This window comes from Bradyrhizobium sp. 197 (assembly GCF_023073375.1).
In the GTDB taxonomy this organism is placed as follows: Bacteria; Pseudomonadota; Alphaproteobacteria; order Rhizobiales; family Xanthobacteraceae; genus Bradyrhizobium.
Genome location: NZ_JADPJJ010000100.1, coordinates 50,819 through 66,852, shown reverse-complemented (window position 1 = coordinate 66,852; position 16,034 = coordinate 50,819). Strand labels below are relative to the sequence as shown.

Sequence of the window (16,034 nt, the reverse complement as noted above, 5' to 3'; positions counted from 1 at the left end):
GCGCTGTTTAGCAGCCGCGGCAGATCGATCCTTCCAGCATCTTCTCGAGCCGGGCGTCTTCCTTGTCGATGGTCTGGTCCGTGCCGAGCAACGGCCCCTTAGTCGCGTGACCACCGCTGCCCGAAGACGGAAGCGCGGTGCCGAGCGAATTCGTTCCTGGTGCGGCGGCGCTCGTACCGAGCGCACCGCCGCTCTCCATCGACATATGCGATCCCATGCCACCGCGGGCAGACGCGGTGCCCGAGAGCGCAACGCCGGCGAGGATACAAACAACAGCAAATGATCTCATTGCTCACACTCCAGATGTTCAAACTATCTGCCTTCCAGAAACGGACACTGGACGCGTTTGACCACGCACAATCGCGCGAGAATTCTGACAACGAAGACAGAATCTTCCCGCAAGAGTGATGCACATACGCCGGGGTTTTCCACCAGGACGACCTACATAACCATCAAGAACAATTTCGGAAACGCCACTAGCCGAGCAGCGATCATCGCGAAGCGACTCTCCGCACAGAGCAAACAATGGAGAAACGCTATGAGCGTATTCAAAATCCTAATCGCCGCTGCGCTACTCTCAACGGCAACGATATCATCCGCATCCGCAGCCTGGTCCTTCGCCGATCAGGAGCCAGCCGCCTTTGCATCGATGTACCCCGATCGCGACGTGCTGAATGGTGGCGCGCTGACGCCGGCCGGGCGAATGGGCCTCGAGCGGCCCGGTGGCGCCACGCCCGTCTTCGCCGCGGGCCACCTTCACAACCGCAACTGGCACCGATGACGGAACACGGCAATCGAGCATCCTGCGTTCTGCCAGGTGCAAATGATGGTGTCCGCAGTCCGGGAGTGCGACCGCGCCATGCGGCGCACCTGCCGGCTTCGAAGCAAGGTCGATCACATCCATTCCGATAACTGCAAAACTTAACAGTTCTTCGGCATCTGGAAACGTGCAATGCGCTCGCAATCTTGGCGCGCCCTCGGCACGGAAAGCATTCGCCTGACTAGTGCGCGAACCTCTTTGTCGGATGGGCCGTCGATGTCTGAGGTCAACGCGCCGCGACGACTCCGTGCAAAGGCGAAAATGTTCGTCGATCAACACTGCGGATCCGGCGCGCACATGCACATGTCCCGTGAGCGGGCCGAGACGTTCCCGGCGTCGCTTTCTCAAGGAGATGTTCGATGACTACACTGAAGCTCTTGTCGGCCGGATTCGTGATCGCAGCCATGATTGCCTCCCCCGTGATGGCTCGCGAAGGCAACGCGAAGCGTACCAATGTCGACGCTTATGCGTCGGCTCAGCGCGTTCCGGTCACCTCCAAGCACGGCTGCGCCCGTGCTCCCGACGTCGGCGCTTACGCAACCGCTCCCTGGCGCCGGCCGCCCTGCGAGCCCACGTCGGGCTACTGAGCTCCCGAACCGGAGCAAGTCCGGTTGACGCCGACTGGAAATTGATCCTCTCAACGTTTCGGATTTTGGCCCCTCGGCGGTAGGAAGGACGGCGGCTCACGATCAGGCCGCCGTTCTTGCGACTGGTGCACGTCTCCTCGAAGCATCGTGCCTCGGAGTTGTTGCGCTGACGTCTCCCGGCGATGTGAGCGAATGATGCCTTCACTGATGGCATCAGCCTCCTTCCGAACGACTCTCCCAATCTGACACACGCCCGACCTCGTCACGAATTCGTGTATCGAACACGAACGCGTCGGGTGCCAGCATCGACGATGAACGAAGCGCCGGCGACTGAGTGGGCCTTCTTGACACGCCAACAACCTCCCCTGTAGGAGACCCAAGCGCATTGACGCTTTCAAATTCTGCCAAGGGGCGGTGATCTCAAGGGCGAGCTCGTGATTTCCGCCGGATCACGGCAGCGAAATTGATTCACGGACCCCCGATGTCATCACCGACTGATCGCACTTACTCTTTCGGACATTGGCTGATCGATTGCCAGCGAAGAGAGCTGAGATACGACAACGTCGCGGTGCCAATCGGCAGCCGCGCATTCGAAATTCTCGAGAAACTGGTCGGTTCGGCGGGCCTCCTCGTCACGAAGGACGATTTGATGCGGATACATACTCGCCGGGACCTGGCGAAGCGGGCATCTGGACTACCCTTTGGCCACACCTGTCACGGTGCCCGCCGATGCACCCTTTTCCGGCAACCTGCCGAGCATCCGCGCGCCTCTCATCGGACGCGAAGACTGTCTGAGACAATTGGCTGATGTGCTATCGGCATATCGGGCCGTGACCCTGGTCGGGCCCGGCGGCATCGGAAAGACGAAGCTGGCAATCGAGCTCGCGCGCAGCGTCGCCTCCACTTTCAACGATTCCGTTGTGCTGGTCGAGCTCGCGACCCTGCAGGATGCGGCACTTGCGGCATCCGCATGCGCCCGTGCACTCAAGCTCGTCTCGAATGACAAGGAAGTCTCGGCCGCGAGCATTGCCCAAGGCATCGGGACCCGCCGTCTGCTTCTTGTCCTGGACAATTGCGAGCATGTGATCGAAGCGGCCGCGCAGATCGCCGGCGCCGTGCTGCGCTATTGTCCGAACGCCACGGTCCTCGCGACCAGCCGCGAAGGCCTCCGTATCGATGGCGAATACGTTGCGGCCATTCCGGCGCTCTCGGTTCCTGGTGCCGATGTGCACGATCCCGACCTGCTGCTCCGGGAAAGCGCTGTGCAGCTGTTCGTCGCACGAACGCGGGCCTTGCGCGCAAGCTTCGCCGCAGGCGCTGAGGAGCTTCAGAAGGTCGCCGCCATCTGTCGTCGGCTTGACGGCATTCCGCTCGCATTGGAATTTGCCGCGGCCCGGGCCACCAATCTCGGCGTAAACACCGTATTGCTTCGCCTCGACAAGCGCTTCGAACTCCTCAACGGCGGCCGCCGCGATCAGTTGCCACGCCACCAGACCCTGCGGGCGACACTGGACTGGAGCTATGACCTCTTGCCCCCGGCAGAGCAGAACCTACTTTGCCAACTCGCGGTGTTTCCTGCCGGCTTCACGCTCGATGCAGCCAGCGCGATGATGAACGACACTTTGTCCCGGTCGGACGTCATCGAAACCCTGTTCAATCTGGTCGGGAAATCGCTAGTGTCGCTCGACCCCTCGTTCGAAGGACGATGGCGCCTCCTGGAGAGCACCCGCGCCTATGCGCTGGAGAAGCTCGCGGACGCAGGCCTCGTCGAACAGGCGGCCAAACGGCAGGCCGGCTTTCTCAGGCAGATCATCGCGCCGCTCGGCGATGCCTCTCCTGCTCCCGACGACATCTCCCGTTTCGCCCAGGAGATCGGAAACGTGCATGCGGCGCTCGATTGGGCGTTCTCGCCCGGTGGCGATACCGCGCTGGGAATCGAGCTGACGGCCGGTTTCGTTCCGGTATGGATGCAGCTGCTGTCCTTCGTGGAATGTTCGACACGGATTGAGCATGCGCTTGCACATTTCAGTCCCGGGTTCAGCTGCGTTCCGAAGCTGAAGGCGCAGCTCTGTGTCGCCCTGGGATTCTCACTTCTCAACACGACGGGATCGGCGGATCGCATGAAGGCGGCACTGAGCATCGGCCTCGTGCTCGCCGAGGAATTGTCCGATCTCGAACTTCAGCTCAAGGCGGTCTGGACTTTGTGGAGCTATAACCTCAACTCTGGTCAATATGCAGCGGCCAAGGAGGTCGGCGAACGCTACCTCGAGATCGCACTGCGCACGGAAAATACCGCCAACGAGGCGGTAGGCCGTCGCCTGATCGGCGCCGCCAGCCATTTCTTTGGCGCGCAGGAGGATGCGCGGCGCGAACTGACTCTGTCGCTGGACCAATCGGCTCACGGATTGAACGGCGGTGTGAACCAGATGTGGTTTCTGCTGAACCAGAGCGTTCTTGCCAAGGCGATGTTGGCGCGCGTCCTGCTGTTGCAGGGAAAGATCGCCCAGGGCAGATCCCTGGCCGCCGAATGCCTCCAGGAGGCCCAGCGTGAGAAGGACAAGCTTGCAATCGCCTACGCACTCCGGAATGCCGTCTGCCCCATCGCGCTGATGACGCATGATCTCGCTGCCGCTGATCAGGCGATATCCTCCCTTCTCGAGCTCGTCACACGCGAGGGGATAGCTTTCTGGACCAGCTGGACGTCTTGCCTGAAGGGACAATTGCTGGTCCTGCAAGGCAATCACGACGACGGAATTGCTCTGCTGCGCAGCGGCCTGAAAGCGCGGACCGAGAACGGATGGCTGATGCGCAATCCCGAGTTTCTCGGATCGCTCGCCGAAGGCCTGCTCGCGAGCGGCGAGGCTGCGCAGGCACTGGGCGCGGTGGAAGAGGCCTTTTCGATATCGCGGCAAGGCCGCCAGTTGTGGTGCCTTGCCGACCTGTTGAGGATCAAGGCTGAAATTCTGCTCGCCAATAATCCATCCGATCTCTCGCGATCGGAATTGCTGTTTGCCGAGGGACTATCTGTGGCCCGAGACCAGCAATGCCGCTTCTACGAGCTGAAGGTTGCGGCGGCGTGGGCAAGGATCATGGCTGGATCGAACCGTCAGCAGACTGCCCTTGATCTCGTCGGTCCGGTCAGTGCTCTGTTCGATCAGGAGATCGATCTTCCCGCGCTCGCCTTCGCCCGCGCTCTGGCTGAAATACCGGGCATCTCACTTTCGACATGCGACAGCGACCGGCCCGCGTCTTGCACCTGCCACTAGGTTGCTAGGCTCGGCCGAGACAACTTGTCCTGCACTGCCAAAATGACCCATCATTCCATCTTGCGGACTTGCTCGATGAACATCTCTCGACGACAGATTCTGGCCGGCATCGGCGCTTCGGTGTTTTCGCCCGGCCTGATCCGTGCGCAGGGCACTCGACCGATCAGGATCGGCGAGATCAACTCCTATAGCAGCGCACCTGCGTTCACCCTGCCCTATCGTCGCGGCTGGCAACTGGCGGTCGAGCAGGTCAACGCGAAAGCAGGCCTTCTCGGGCGAGAGCTGCAGGTCATCAGCCGGGACGACGAAGGCAAACCCAGTGTCGCAATCCGCGCGGCGGAAGAGCTCGTGCGCAGGAACGAGGTCGATCTGCTGGCAGGTGCCTATCTGTCGCATGTGGGCCTCGCGGTCAGCGACTTTGCCAGGCAGAATCGAGTCTTGTTCGTCGCAAGCGAGCCGCTCACGGATGCCCTCGTCTGGGAGCGGGGACATCGATATTCCTACAGGCTCCGCCCCTCGACATACATGCTGGCAGCGATGCTGGTGGAGGAGGCAGCACAACTCAAGGCGACACGATGGGCGACGATCGCTCCGAACTACGAGTACGGGCAGTCGGCCGTGAGGTGGTTCATGCAGCTTCTCAGCCAACGTCGACCCGACGTCCAGTTCGTTGGCAGTCAGTGGCCGCCCTTGGGCGCCATCGACGCCGGCATTGTCGTGAACGCCCTCGCTCAGCAGAATCCCGAAGCGATCCTCAATGTCACCTTCGGGCCCGATCTCACGAAATTCGTCCGGCAAGGTAATGATCGCGGCCTGTTCGAAGGGCGAGACGTCGTGTCGTTCACGACAGGCGAGCCCGAATACCTCCATCCGCTCGGAGAGGACGCGCCGAAAGGATGGATCGTGACCGGATACCCCGTGACCGAGATCCTGGATCAGGCCAACAGCTCCTTCGCGTCGGCCTATTCCTCGCGATATGGCGAGCCTCCCACCATGGGCTCCGTGGTCGGTCACGCCATGATCAGCTCCATCGTCGCTCCGATCGAGCGCCTCGGGAGCCTCGATACGGAAACGATGGCGGACGGGTTTGGCAATGCCAGCTTCGATACGCCGTTTGGACCGGCGGCCTGGCGTTCCATCGACCATCAGAGCACGATGGGGACATTCGTCGGCCGCACCACGGTCAGGGGCAACAAGGCGGTCATGGTGGACTGGAAATATAAGGACGGTGGAACGATGCTTCCGCCGGATGCCGAAGTCCGCAAGCTGCGCCCGGCAACATGACGGGCGAATTCGGTGTGATGCAATGACACGGAAGCCCTGCAATTCCGCCTCAGCATCCCGGCGGAAGGATCGGCGACACGCCCGGCGTCGGTGCTGCGCCTGAGGCGTTGGCCGGCAACACCGTCGCAGGCTCCGCCTGATTCATCGAGACCCCTTCCGCGCAGGCCGAGCTGTTTGGGCTGGGCACAACGGCGACGTTCGGGTCTATGCCAGTGCCGCCGGCGCCGCCGATGTCTGCCAGGATCGTGCCAGGCGCGGGGCTTGCAGCCACTTGCGGTACCGAAAGCGGCAGGGATGCAGCGCTTGTCACCTGCCCTCCCGGCGTTGAGCTGCATGCGACACTCGTACCTGTTCCCACCGGCGTAGCGGCGGAGACAGTCCCGATGGAGCTGCCGTTCTGTCCCATGGCCAGCAGGATCGGAGCTGCGATGCCCGATGTCGAAAGGCCCGTGGCCGATACCGTCGGAGTCGCCGGCACCGGCGCCGGCGATGACGACGATGGAGCGCAGACGACGACCGTCCCCGGCGTGGTCGGATCCGAAGCGAGCGGAACAGGCGCCAGCGTCGTATCCGGAGCACCCGGCACGGTCGTCGCCGAAAACGGTCCCGGACTGTTGAGCGGCGAAATCACGATCGCGCCCGGCACCGTCGGCAGATCCATTGCCGTGCTGCCGGTCGTTGCGACCTGTGCGTGGCCCGGAGAACCGGCGAGCAGGAGAGCCATCACCGTTGCGAGTGCGATCCGCATCATTTCCGTGTCCCTAACTCACCTCGGTCTTGCGAACGGTGACCTTGCTGCCCTCCGCCAGACTGACCGCCGGATTGAGCACGACCTGATCGCCGGCCTGCACGCCGTCTCGTACTTCCACCGTGGTACCGAAGTCCCGGGAGATCGAGACCTGCTGAAATTGAACCGTGCCGTTCCGTACGACCACGACATGGAGGCCGTTCTGATCGAAGACGAGCGCGTCGGAGGGAATCGTCACTGATGGCGTCCTGCGCGGGATTGACAATTCGACGGTGCAATAGATCCCGGGACTGAGCAGGCCATCGGGATTGGGGACGTCGATCTCGGTCAGCAGCGTCCGGCTACCCGGCTGCAGCGCGGTCGCGATCCGCGTAACCTTGCCTGCAAACGTCCGCCCCGGAATCTCGGGGACGCGGATTTCCGCATCGACGCCCGGCCCAACTCCGAACGCCTCGTCCTGCGGTACGAAAACCTGGGTGCGGACCACGTCGGAATGCATCATCGTGAACATAAAGGTGGAGCCTGCTTGCACCAAGCTGCCATTGTCCACGTTGCGCTGGGTGACCACGCCGTCGAACGGCGCCACCACGCGCTGGTAAGCCTTCTCCTGTTGGAGGACGCGAATCTGCGCCTCCTGCGCCGTGATGTTCGACTGGGCAACGCCCACCGCACCCTGCTGCGCGCGCAGGGTGAGTCGGTCGTTGTCGCCCTGTTGCGCCGTCAACCAGCCTTGCTTGACGAGATTGCTGTCCCGCGAATTGGTGACGTCGGCCAGCTCCCGGCTCGCCTGCGCCTGCTGAAGGGCAGCCTGGTCCTGGGCGAGCGTCGCCTGCGCCTGCGCGATCTGCTGGTCCAGCTCGGGCGCGGTGATTTCCGCGAGGAGATCGCTCTTCTTGACCCGATCGCCGATATCGACATAGCGCTTCTCGATATAGCCGCTGGTCCGCGCGAAAATGTTGGCCGCTTCGAACGCAGTCGTCGTCGCCGGCAAGCTCACCTTCATGATGTTGCCGCTTGGCTTGACTGTCGCCACCCGAACTTCCGGAACGTTGGTCCGAACCTGCTCTGCCACCGCGGCAACGTCACGCGCGGCCTCGTAGTGCCGCCAGCCGCCGATGCCGAGACCGCCCGCAAGCAGCAGGAGCACACCTCCCCCGAGCAGCGCGCCACCGTAACGGCGTCCGGATCGTGCGCTCTTGCCCGGCAGCTCCACGACCCGGAAGCTCTCTGCCCCCGGGCGGTCTCGAGCCCCCTCGTCATCGGTCCTTGCGCGAACATCACTCATTCCGGTTGCTCCTCGAATACGCCGTGGCGAGGCTTGCCGTCATTGCCCTTGCGCAGCACGGCGAAGAGATAAGGCACGATCAGCAAGGTGGTCGGGTTGCGAACAGCAGGCCGCCGATGACTGCCCGCGCGAGCGCGGCATTCTGCTCCTCGCCCGGCCCGCCGATCGCCATCGGGATCATGCCCACGATCATCGCGGCCGCGGTCATCAGGACGGGCCGGATCCTCGTTCGGCCCGCGCTGAGCGCCGCCTGTAAGGCCGTGTGTCCCTTCAACTGCTCGTCACGCGCGAAGGTCACGAGCGGGATGGAGTTTGCCGAGGCGACGCCGATCGCCATGATGGCTCCCATCAGCGAGGGCACGTTCAGCGTGGTCGTTACAATGCCGCAGAATGTCGCCGGCAGCGCCAGGATGACGACGAAAGGATCGCCAAAATTCTGGTAGTTCACGACCATCAGCAGGTAGACCAGGATGGCGGCGAACAGCAGTCCGATTCCAAGATCGCGGAACGACTGATGCATGCTCTGGATCTGTCCCAGAACCTGAATCGAATTGCCCGGCTGCAACTGCTTCTGGAGGTTTGACGTCACCTTCTCGATATCGGCCGCGACGCTGCCGAGATCCCGGCCTTGGACGCTCGCATAGACGTCGAACACCGACTGGACATTCACCTGGTTCGAATTGGTGGGAACGGTGCCCCGCTTGAAGGTGGCGACATTGCTGAGCAGGCCGGGCACCGTCTGCCCGCTTGCGGCAAGCGAGGCCGACACCGGCGTGTTGCTCAGTGCGTTTAGCGAGTTGGCCCTGTATTCGGGCGTCTGCACAGCCAGGTAATACGGGATGCCTGATGTCGGATCGGTCCAGAAATTCGGCGAGACCTGCGCGGACGAGCTGAGGCTGACATTGATGTTGGTCGCCACCGTGCTCGCATTGAGACCCAGCTGCGCCGCGCGGGTGCGGTCAATGTCAGCATAGAACGCCGGAGCATCGACCTCCTGCTGCAGATGCGCGTCGACTATTCCGGGGATCTCCGCCAGTCTCTTCTGCAGCTCCTTGGCCACGGCCAGGTTGTTAGCGCCGTACCCGACCGTGCGGACATCGATCTGCGCCGGGAGACCGAAGTTCAGGATCTGCGTGACGATGTCGGCCGCCTGGAAATAGAAGGTGTCCTCCGGGAATGCCGATGGCAGCACCTGCCGCAGCTTCCTGACGTAATCCGCAGTCGGCTTGTGCCCGTCCTTCAGCGACACCAGAATTGTGCCGTCGTTCACCCCGATCGTGGAGCCGTCGGTGAATGCGAGATTGTAGGCCCGCGCCGGGAGACCGATATTGTCGACGATCAGCGCCCGGTCATGCTCCGGAATGACTTCACGGATCTTGTCCTCGACCGCCTGGAAGATCGCCTCGGTGCGCTCGATGCGCGTGCCCGCGGGCGCGCGGACATGAAGCTGGATCTGGCCGCCGTCGATCAGGGGATAGAAATCCCTGCCGACATAGGCGAACATGGTGGCTCCGAGCGCCAGCACCAGCACGGCGACGACGGGTACGACGGCGCGACGCCGCAGCACTTTCAGCAGGAGATCCGAGTACCCATCGCGCAGGCGCTCGAAGCCGCGCTCGAATGCTGCGGAGGCGCGCGCGAAGATCCCCGACGGGCGCTCGCCCTCACCATGGCGTCGCTCCCCCTTCAGCAGCAGGCCGATAGTGATCGGCGTGAGCGTCCGCGATAGCCCGTAGGACGCCAGCATCGCGAACACCACGGCGAGGCCAAGCGGCGTGAACAAATATTTGGCCGGCCCCTCCAGAAAGACGACCGAGGTGAACACGCAGCTGATCGCGAGCGTCGACACCAGCGTCGGCACCGCGATCTCGGCGGCGCCATGCAGGGTCGCTTCCGACAACGGCATGCCTTCCTCGGTCCAGAGCCGGTGCGTGTTCTCGATCGTCACCGTCGAATCGTCGACGAGGATACCGACCGCCAAGGCAAGCCCGCCGAGTGTCATCGTGTTGAGGGTCTCGCCGAGGAAATAGAGGACGATCAGCGAGGACAGCATCGCCAGCGGGATCGAGATCAGGACAACCAGCGTCGATCGCCACGATCCCAGAAACACCAGGATCATCAGCGCTGTCAGGCCAGCAGCGATAGCACCTTCGCGCAGCACGCCATTGACCGAATGGGTGACGAATATCGACTGATCGAACAGTTCGTTGATCTTCAGCCCCGCCGGAGCCGACGCGCGGATCGACGTCAAGGCCGCCTTCACGCCGTTGACGACGGCGAGCGTAGAGGCATTTCCGTTCTTGATAACGCTCAGCAGGACCGCGCGGTGGCCGTCCTCGCGCACGATGTTCTGCTGGACCTGAGCGCCGTCGCGGACCTGGGCGACATCCTTCAGGAAGATCGTGGCCCCGTTCGCGAACTTGACCGGGATCATGTTGAGATCCTGGATCGTGCCCGGCGTCGCGTTGGTGCGAACGGTGTACTGGGTGTTGCCGATCTTGGTCGTGCCGGTCGGCAACGTCAGATTCTGGGTGTTCACCGCATTGACGATGTCGAGCGGCGTCAATCCGCGCGACAGCAACTTGTTCGGATCGATATCGACCATGATCTGGCGGTATTTGCCGCCGGCAGGTGTGGGCAAGGTCACGCCTGGAACGGGAGCCAGCTGCTGACGGACCCGGTAGATGCCGAAGTCGTAGAGTTGCTGCTCATTGAGACTGTTCGACTCGAGGCTGAGCTGGAGCACCGGCACGCTCGAGGCATTGAACTGCACGATGATCGGCGGCTGGATGCCCGGCGGCATCAAGGCGCGGATGGCGTTGGTCGCCGAGACGATCTGCGCGATCGCAAGATCGAGATTGACGTCCGGCTGAAAGTAGATCTTCTGAATCGACAGCCCGTTGAGGGTCTGCGCCTCGATGTTCTTGATACCGCTGACGTTGGCGCTGATCGAATACTGGCTGTAGGTACTGACGCGCTGCTCCATCTCCGGCGTCGAGAGGCCGGTGTAGCTCCAGATGACCGTAACGACGGGGATCCGAATCTCCGGGAAGATATCTGTCGGCATCGACCGGATCGCGATGCCGCCGAGAAACAGGATCAGCGCCGCAAGCACATAGAATGTGTGCGGAAGCCGGAGCGCGAAGCGAACAATTCCCATGGTGGTCTGCCTGGAGCGAGTTACGCCGGATCGTCGAACAGATGAGAACGGTCGGCCCCGCGTTCAAATGAAAACGAATTCAAACTCTCCATGCGGTGCCGCGTGGCGCATCCTGCGCAGCGAGCGTCACCGCCCGCTTGACCTTGGCGAAGGCGCGCATCTCGATCTGCCGAACCCGTTCGCTGGATATGGACAATTCGTGGGCCAGCTGATCGAGCGTAACAGGGCATTCCCTCAGCCGCCGCGCCTCGAAGACGTGACGTTCCCGCGCCGCAAGCCCGCCCAACGCAATATGCAAGGCTTTGGCACGATGCTCCGTCTGCTCGTGATCGGCCAGCACCGTCTCAGCGTCGACCGCCCCGTCGACCAGTAAGGCTTCCAGCTCGGTTCCGCTGTCCTCGTCGCCGACGCGCGCATTCAGCGACAAGTCGCCATGCAGCCGCGCGTCCATCTCAATCACGTCACGCGCGGTCACCGCAAGCTTCGCGGCAATCAATTCGGCGACGTCGGGTGTGAGCCCGGTCATCACGCTGCCAGTGGCTTTCCTGATCTCGCTGCGGAGCTTGAAGAACAGCTTCTTCTGCGCGGCCGTCGTCCCGATCTTGACGAGGGACCAGGACCGCAGGATGTACTCGTGAATGGCGGCCTTGATCCACCAGACCGCATAGGTCGAGAATCGCGCGCCGCGGCCGGGCTCGAAGCGTGACGCCGCAATCACGAGGCCCAGATTCGCCTCTGCGATCAGATCGACCAGCGGAAGGCTGTATCCCTTGTAGCCGCGCGCCAGCTTGGCCGCGAGCCTGAGATGGCTGGTGACGAGCGCATCCGCCGCGCTCTTGTCCCGCGTCTGCTGCCAGCGATGTGCAAGCTGCTGCTCCTGTCCCGGCTCGAGAAGCTCGTAGCGCCTGATCGCCGCGGAATACGCGGTGAGGAATGGCACCGGCACCGGTGCAAGCGACGCGGCGGGGGGATTGTTGCTCGTAACTTCGTGGCTAGTCTGCATCCGTCACTCCCACACTCCAGGCCGATTGGTCGATCTCGAAAGCATCACGCGTCATTTGGCTCATCCCATCTCGTCCGCGTCTGCGTGCAGCAATGTCCGCGACCGGCCTGTGGCGGCCTTGCCCGTCCGTCCGGTCCAAGCAAGGATCTCGATCCGCCCTCCGGGCGCCGGACCGATGATCAGCCGAAAGCCATGCAGCTTGACGATGGCGGCGACCAGGCTCAGTCCGAGCCCGACGCCCGGCGTGTTGCGCATCTTCTCGGCGCGATAGAACCGCCGCAGCACTGCCTCACGCTCCTGCTCGCTGATGCCGGGGCCGGTGTCGCGTATGCGCACGAGCGCCGTGTCGTCCTCCGCCTCCAGAGCGAGTTCCACCCGTCCGCCTGATGGCGTGAACTTGACGGCATTGTCCACGAGATTGGCGACCGCCTCGAACAGCAGGTCCCGGTCGCCCCACACCTGCACATTGCACTCGATGACGACACCGAGCGCGATGCGCTTGTCCTCGGCGATCGGCTCATAGACGTCGCACACCTCCTTCAGGATCTCGTCGAGCGCGACGTCGCCAAAGCCGGCCGTGCGACGGTTGTTCTCGATCTCGGTCAGGCGCAGCAGGGCAGTGACAATCGCGAGCGACTGGTCGATGCCGGCGATAGCCTTATCGACAATCTCCTGGAGCTCTTCCAACGTTGCCGCATGCGTTCGCCCACGCTCCAGCGCAAGACGGACGCGCGTCAGCGGAGTTCTGAGATCGTGAGCGATGTCGTTGCCGACGCCGGCAAGCGCATTGATCATAGTCTCCATCTCGTCGAGCATGCCGTTCACGATCCTGGCCAACCGCGCGAAGGAATCGTCCGTGCCGCCCTCCGGAAGCCGCTCGCGCAGCTCGCCGGCCACGATCCGTTGGACCCGCTGGTTGACCTCCTCGACGCGCCTCTGGGCGCGGACGCTCAGCCAGACTCCGGCCAGCAGGCAGAGGCTGAAGGCCGGCAGCAGGCCCAGAGCCAGGGCCTCCCCCACGACGCTCGATATCTCGCGCGTCTCGTCCACGTTCCGTCCCATCACGAGGACATCGCCGTCATCGAGACGCCTACCGACCGCCCTGACGACCGGAACATGGACCGCCGGCTTTTCGAGCAGATCCAACCGCACGCCCTGCACTGCTCCGTCCAGCCCCAGCTCACGCGGCACGCGGTCGATGTTGCCGGCAAGCCTGGGGCCGGCGGCATCGAACAGTCCCGCGTACTGCACGCCCCTGGAATCCTGCGCGAGATGATCCGCGATGGCGCTGATGCGGCGAGCCGGCGGCAGGTCTGCGATGAAGTGAATTTGCGTGGCGATCATGCGATCGGATCGCGCGACCAGATAATCGTCGAGCTTCCAGTAGATGAACGCGAACAGGCCGGCCACGAACAGCGCAAACGCGGCGGCCACAGCCAGAGCCCAGAGGAACGTGCTGGAGCGGATCAACTGTATCTGGTGCATCGTCCGTCCCTATTGCCGCGAGCGCAGGACGAAGCCGGAGCCTCGAACGTTGTGGATGAGCTGCATCTCTCCGGGACCGTCGACCTTGTGGCGAAGCCGGCCCATATGCACGTCGATCAGGTTCGTGGTCGCCGGAACGAATTTGTAATTCCAGACCTCCTCGAGCAGCATCGCGCGCGTCAGCAACTGATCGTTCCGGCGCATCATGTATTCGAGCAGGCGGAATTCACGCGGCAGCAGGTCGAGCTTGCGTTCGCCGCGTTGCGCGGTCCGCTCGATCAAATCGAGCTCGAGCGGCCCGACATGCAGCATGGTCTCGCGGCTGTCGGTCGGACGGCGCAGAAGCGCCTCGATCCGTGCGACCAGCTCGATGATCGCGAACGGCTTTGTGAGATAATCGTCTCCCCCCATGCGCAGTCCGCGCACCCGGTCGTCTACCGCGCCGAGCGCGCTCAGAACCAGGACGGGCGTGCTGACATGGTCCCTGCGCAGCGCCTCGATGACAGTCAGCCCGTCGATTCCCGGCAACATGCGATCGACGATCATGGCATCCGGGCTCGACGTGCGGGCACGGTCGAGACCGTCGACACCGTCGCCGGCCCACTGCACCTCGAAGCCGCGATCGGCGAGCTCGGCGACAATCGCCTCGGCGGTTTCGGCATCGTCCTCGATCAGGAGAATCCGGCTCATGATCTTCGCTCCACGTTCCGCGCGGCGTTTTGGCGCGCGGTGAGGAAGCATCGGTTCAGCGGCGCGCAGCGTCATGTTCGGCGTCCGCGCACGCCGAACCCGCGGCCCTGGCGCCGCCTGATACCGGCCACTCGCTGTGGTGCGAGATAGGCTTGCCGCACGGGCGCTGCCATTGAATTCCAGTTCATGTTGCGGACGGCTCGCCTCACGAGCAGCGCAAGTGCAAGGACGATACGTGTTGCCAATGTCGTGATCCTCTTGCGGGCTCCGCTGCGAACTGCGTTGGATCGAACATATGCCCTTAACGCACGCGCTGTAGTTTCAGGGACCACGGATGTTGTACATTCGCACGATCGTGGTTGCGACGCCGCATCGGCTCACACGCCGTTGAACGCGAGTGAGCAATTCGTGCGTTTGAATCGTGCCCGATCATTCGTACCTCGATGGCGAGCCGGCTTGGTTCGGCCTGATGTCATCAATGGAGAGAGCGAATGACCACGTCCAAACTGTTGTCGATGGGACTGATTGCAGCAGCCATGCTCGGCGGGCCCGTGATGGCGCGCGAGCATCACGGCGTCGTGCGGCAGCCCGCCGTGGAAGCCGATACGGTCGCAACGAGCGCGCCCTTCTATTATCCAGGCGAACGCGCCTGCGTTCCGGCGCCGCGCGTCGGCGCCTTCGCCACTGCGCCGTGGACCGGCAACAACGTGCCTTGCGAGCCCGGCACGGGCAGCCTCTGATCGCGCCGACGCGTCCGTGCGGATGACGCCGCCGGCCGCCGTATATCGAATGACAGGGAGCGGGTTGGTCCATTCAGCCCGCTCCCTTCGTACGCCGCCACCACGCGCGGCCCGATCACCTTCGCGCGGAGCGTGCCTGATGTATGACGCCGAATTCAGTGGGATTCCCGTGCATCGCTCCTACCTCTCTTGCATCACACGTCCAGTCATCAGCAGCCTCGCGCGCACGGCATGACGCGGAAGCGGGCCCAGGGATGGCCGGGCAGCTCAACACGAGAGGAGCTTTCCATGAAACGAGCCATCATGATTCTGGCAACAGCAGCACTCGCTTCGACGCTAGCCGTCAGCGCGGCCGACGCGCACGGCGGCGGCGGTGGCGGCGGCGGCCACGGCGGCTTCGGCGGCTTCGGCGGCGGTGCACACGCCGGCTTTGGCGGCGGCGCGCACTTCGGCGGCATGGGGCATGAGGGCGGATTCGGTGGCGGTGCTCGGTTCGGCGGCGAGCATCTCGGCTTCGACGGCCATGCCGCAACCGGCGGCCTTCGCCAGCACGCGTTTCACCACTATGACCGCTACCGCTCTGGATCTGGATTCTACGGCGCCTATCCGGATTGCTACGATTGGTACGAGCTGCATCCCGGCCAGCCGTTGCCGCTGAGCTGCAGCTAGATCCGCGCGCACAACGCCGATCGGTTCGGATCGCACAGCGTTGCGGTCCGGGCCGATCGAGCTGCGCAGTTCATAGCGTGGCTGTCGGCACGCGATGTGCCCGCAGACCACAACGGCAATGGCGGCTCCAGCCTGCAGCCTCCACTGGAGCCGTTTTCTTGCCTGCTGGCAGGGCGAAACACCGCGAGATTGAGGAACGCCACAAGAAAACGCCGCCCGCTTAAAATAAAGCGCAGGCGGCGGCGTTCCAGCCCCGAGAGGGATGAGCAAAATCCCGGATATCCATTGGTCTGGACG

Annotated in this window: 12 protein-coding genes and 1 pseudogene; 6 read left to right on the top strand and 7 right to left on the bottom strand. The window is 63.4% G+C overall.

Annotated elements, in window-relative coordinates; genetic code table 11:
* Positions 1 to 7: 7 nt before the first annotated feature.
* Positions 8 to 289, bottom strand: a complete 282-nt coding sequence (locus IVB27_RS23500) for a hypothetical protein (protein ID WP_247445588.1) — start codon at positions 287 to 289, stop codon at positions 8 to 10.
* A 249-nt stretch (positions 290 to 538) separates the two neighbouring features.
* On the opposite strand from IVB27_RS23500, the gene IVB27_RS23495 reads away from it, so the two are divergent.
* From IVB27_RS23495 to IVB27_RS23480, 4 genes are all read left to right on the top strand, one after another.
* On the top strand, positions 539 to 781 hold the full coding sequence (locus tag IVB27_RS23495) for a hypothetical protein (RefSeq protein WP_247445587.1): 243 nt from the start codon (positions 539 to 541) through the stop codon (positions 779 to 781).
* Positions 782 to 1,179: 398 nt separating this feature from the next.
* Positions 1,180 to 1,407 carry a hypothetical protein gene (locus tag IVB27_RS23490; protein WP_247445586.1) on the top strand — a complete coding sequence of 76 codons (228 nt, stop codon included), beginning with the start codon at positions 1,180 to 1,182 and terminating at the stop codon, positions 1,405 to 1,407.
* A gap of 830 nt (positions 1,408 to 2,237) precedes the next feature.
* Entirely contained in the window at positions 2,238 to 4,673 is a 2,436-nt protein-coding gene (locus IVB27_RS23485; RefSeq protein ID WP_247445585.1) for an ATP-binding protein, read from the top strand.
* Positions 4,674 to 4,748: 75 nt separating this feature from the next.
* On the top strand, positions 4,749 to 5,957 hold the full coding sequence (locus tag IVB27_RS23480) for an ABC transporter substrate-binding protein (protein ID WP_247445584.1): 1,209 nt from the start codon (positions 4,749 to 4,751) through the stop codon (positions 5,955 to 5,957).
* A 49-nt stretch (positions 5,958 to 6,006) separates the two neighbouring features.
* Here IVB27_RS23480 and IVB27_RS23475 read toward each other — a convergent pair whose 3' ends face one another.
* The 6 genes and pseudogenes from IVB27_RS23475 to IVB27_RS23450 form a co-directional block, all read right to left on the bottom strand.
* Positions 6,007 to 6,708, bottom strand: coding sequence for a hypothetical protein (locus IVB27_RS23475; RefSeq protein WP_247445583.1), 702 nt, complete (start codon positions 6,706 to 6,708; stop codon positions 6,007 to 6,009).
* A 10-nt stretch (positions 6,709 to 6,718) separates the two neighbouring features.
* On the bottom strand, positions 6,719 to 7,990 hold the full coding sequence (locus IVB27_RS23470; protein ID WP_247445582.1) for an efflux RND transporter periplasmic adaptor subunit: 1,272 nt from the start codon (positions 7,988 to 7,990) through the stop codon (positions 6,719 to 6,721).
* A pseudogene (locus IVB27_RS23465) lies at positions 7,987 to 11,150 on the bottom strand (efflux RND transporter permease subunit). The gene IVB27_RS23470 and the pseudogene IVB27_RS23465 overlap by 4 nt, the downstream one beginning before the upstream one ends.
* Positions 11,151 to 11,229: 79 nt before the next feature.
* Positions 11,230 to 12,153 carry an RNA polymerase sigma factor RpoH gene (gene rpoH, locus IVB27_RS23460; RefSeq protein WP_247445581.1) on the bottom strand — a complete coding sequence of 308 codons (924 nt, stop codon included), beginning with the start codon at positions 12,151 to 12,153 and terminating at the stop codon, positions 11,230 to 11,232.
* Between the two features lie 60 nt (positions 12,154 to 12,213).
* The gene (locus tag IVB27_RS23455) at positions 12,214 to 13,638 is read right to left on the bottom strand and encodes a sensor histidine kinase (RefSeq protein ID WP_247445580.1); all 1,425 of its coding nucleotides are present in this window, start codon (positions 13,636 to 13,638) and stop codon (positions 12,214 to 12,216) included.
* Between the two features lie 9 nt (positions 13,639 to 13,647).
* Positions 13,648 to 14,328 carry a response regulator transcription factor gene (locus IVB27_RS23450; protein WP_247445579.1) on the bottom strand — a complete coding sequence of 227 codons (681 nt, stop codon included), beginning with the start codon at positions 14,326 to 14,328 and terminating at the stop codon, positions 13,648 to 13,650.
* A gap of 491 nt (positions 14,329 to 14,819) precedes the next feature.
* Here IVB27_RS23450 and IVB27_RS23445 point away from each other — a divergent pair, with 491 nt between their 5' ends.
* Both IVB27_RS23445 and IVB27_RS23440 read left to right on the top strand, forming a co-directional pair.
* Positions 14,820 to 15,068, top strand: coding sequence for a hypothetical protein (locus IVB27_RS23445; protein ID WP_247445578.1), 249 nt, complete (start codon positions 14,820 to 14,822; stop codon positions 15,066 to 15,068).
* 288 nt (positions 15,069 to 15,356) lie between these two features.
* Positions 15,357 to 15,737, top strand: a complete 381-nt coding sequence (locus IVB27_RS23440; RefSeq protein ID WP_247445577.1) for a hypothetical protein — start codon at positions 15,357 to 15,359, stop codon at positions 15,735 to 15,737.
* Positions 15,738 to 16,034 lie beyond the last annotated feature (297 nt).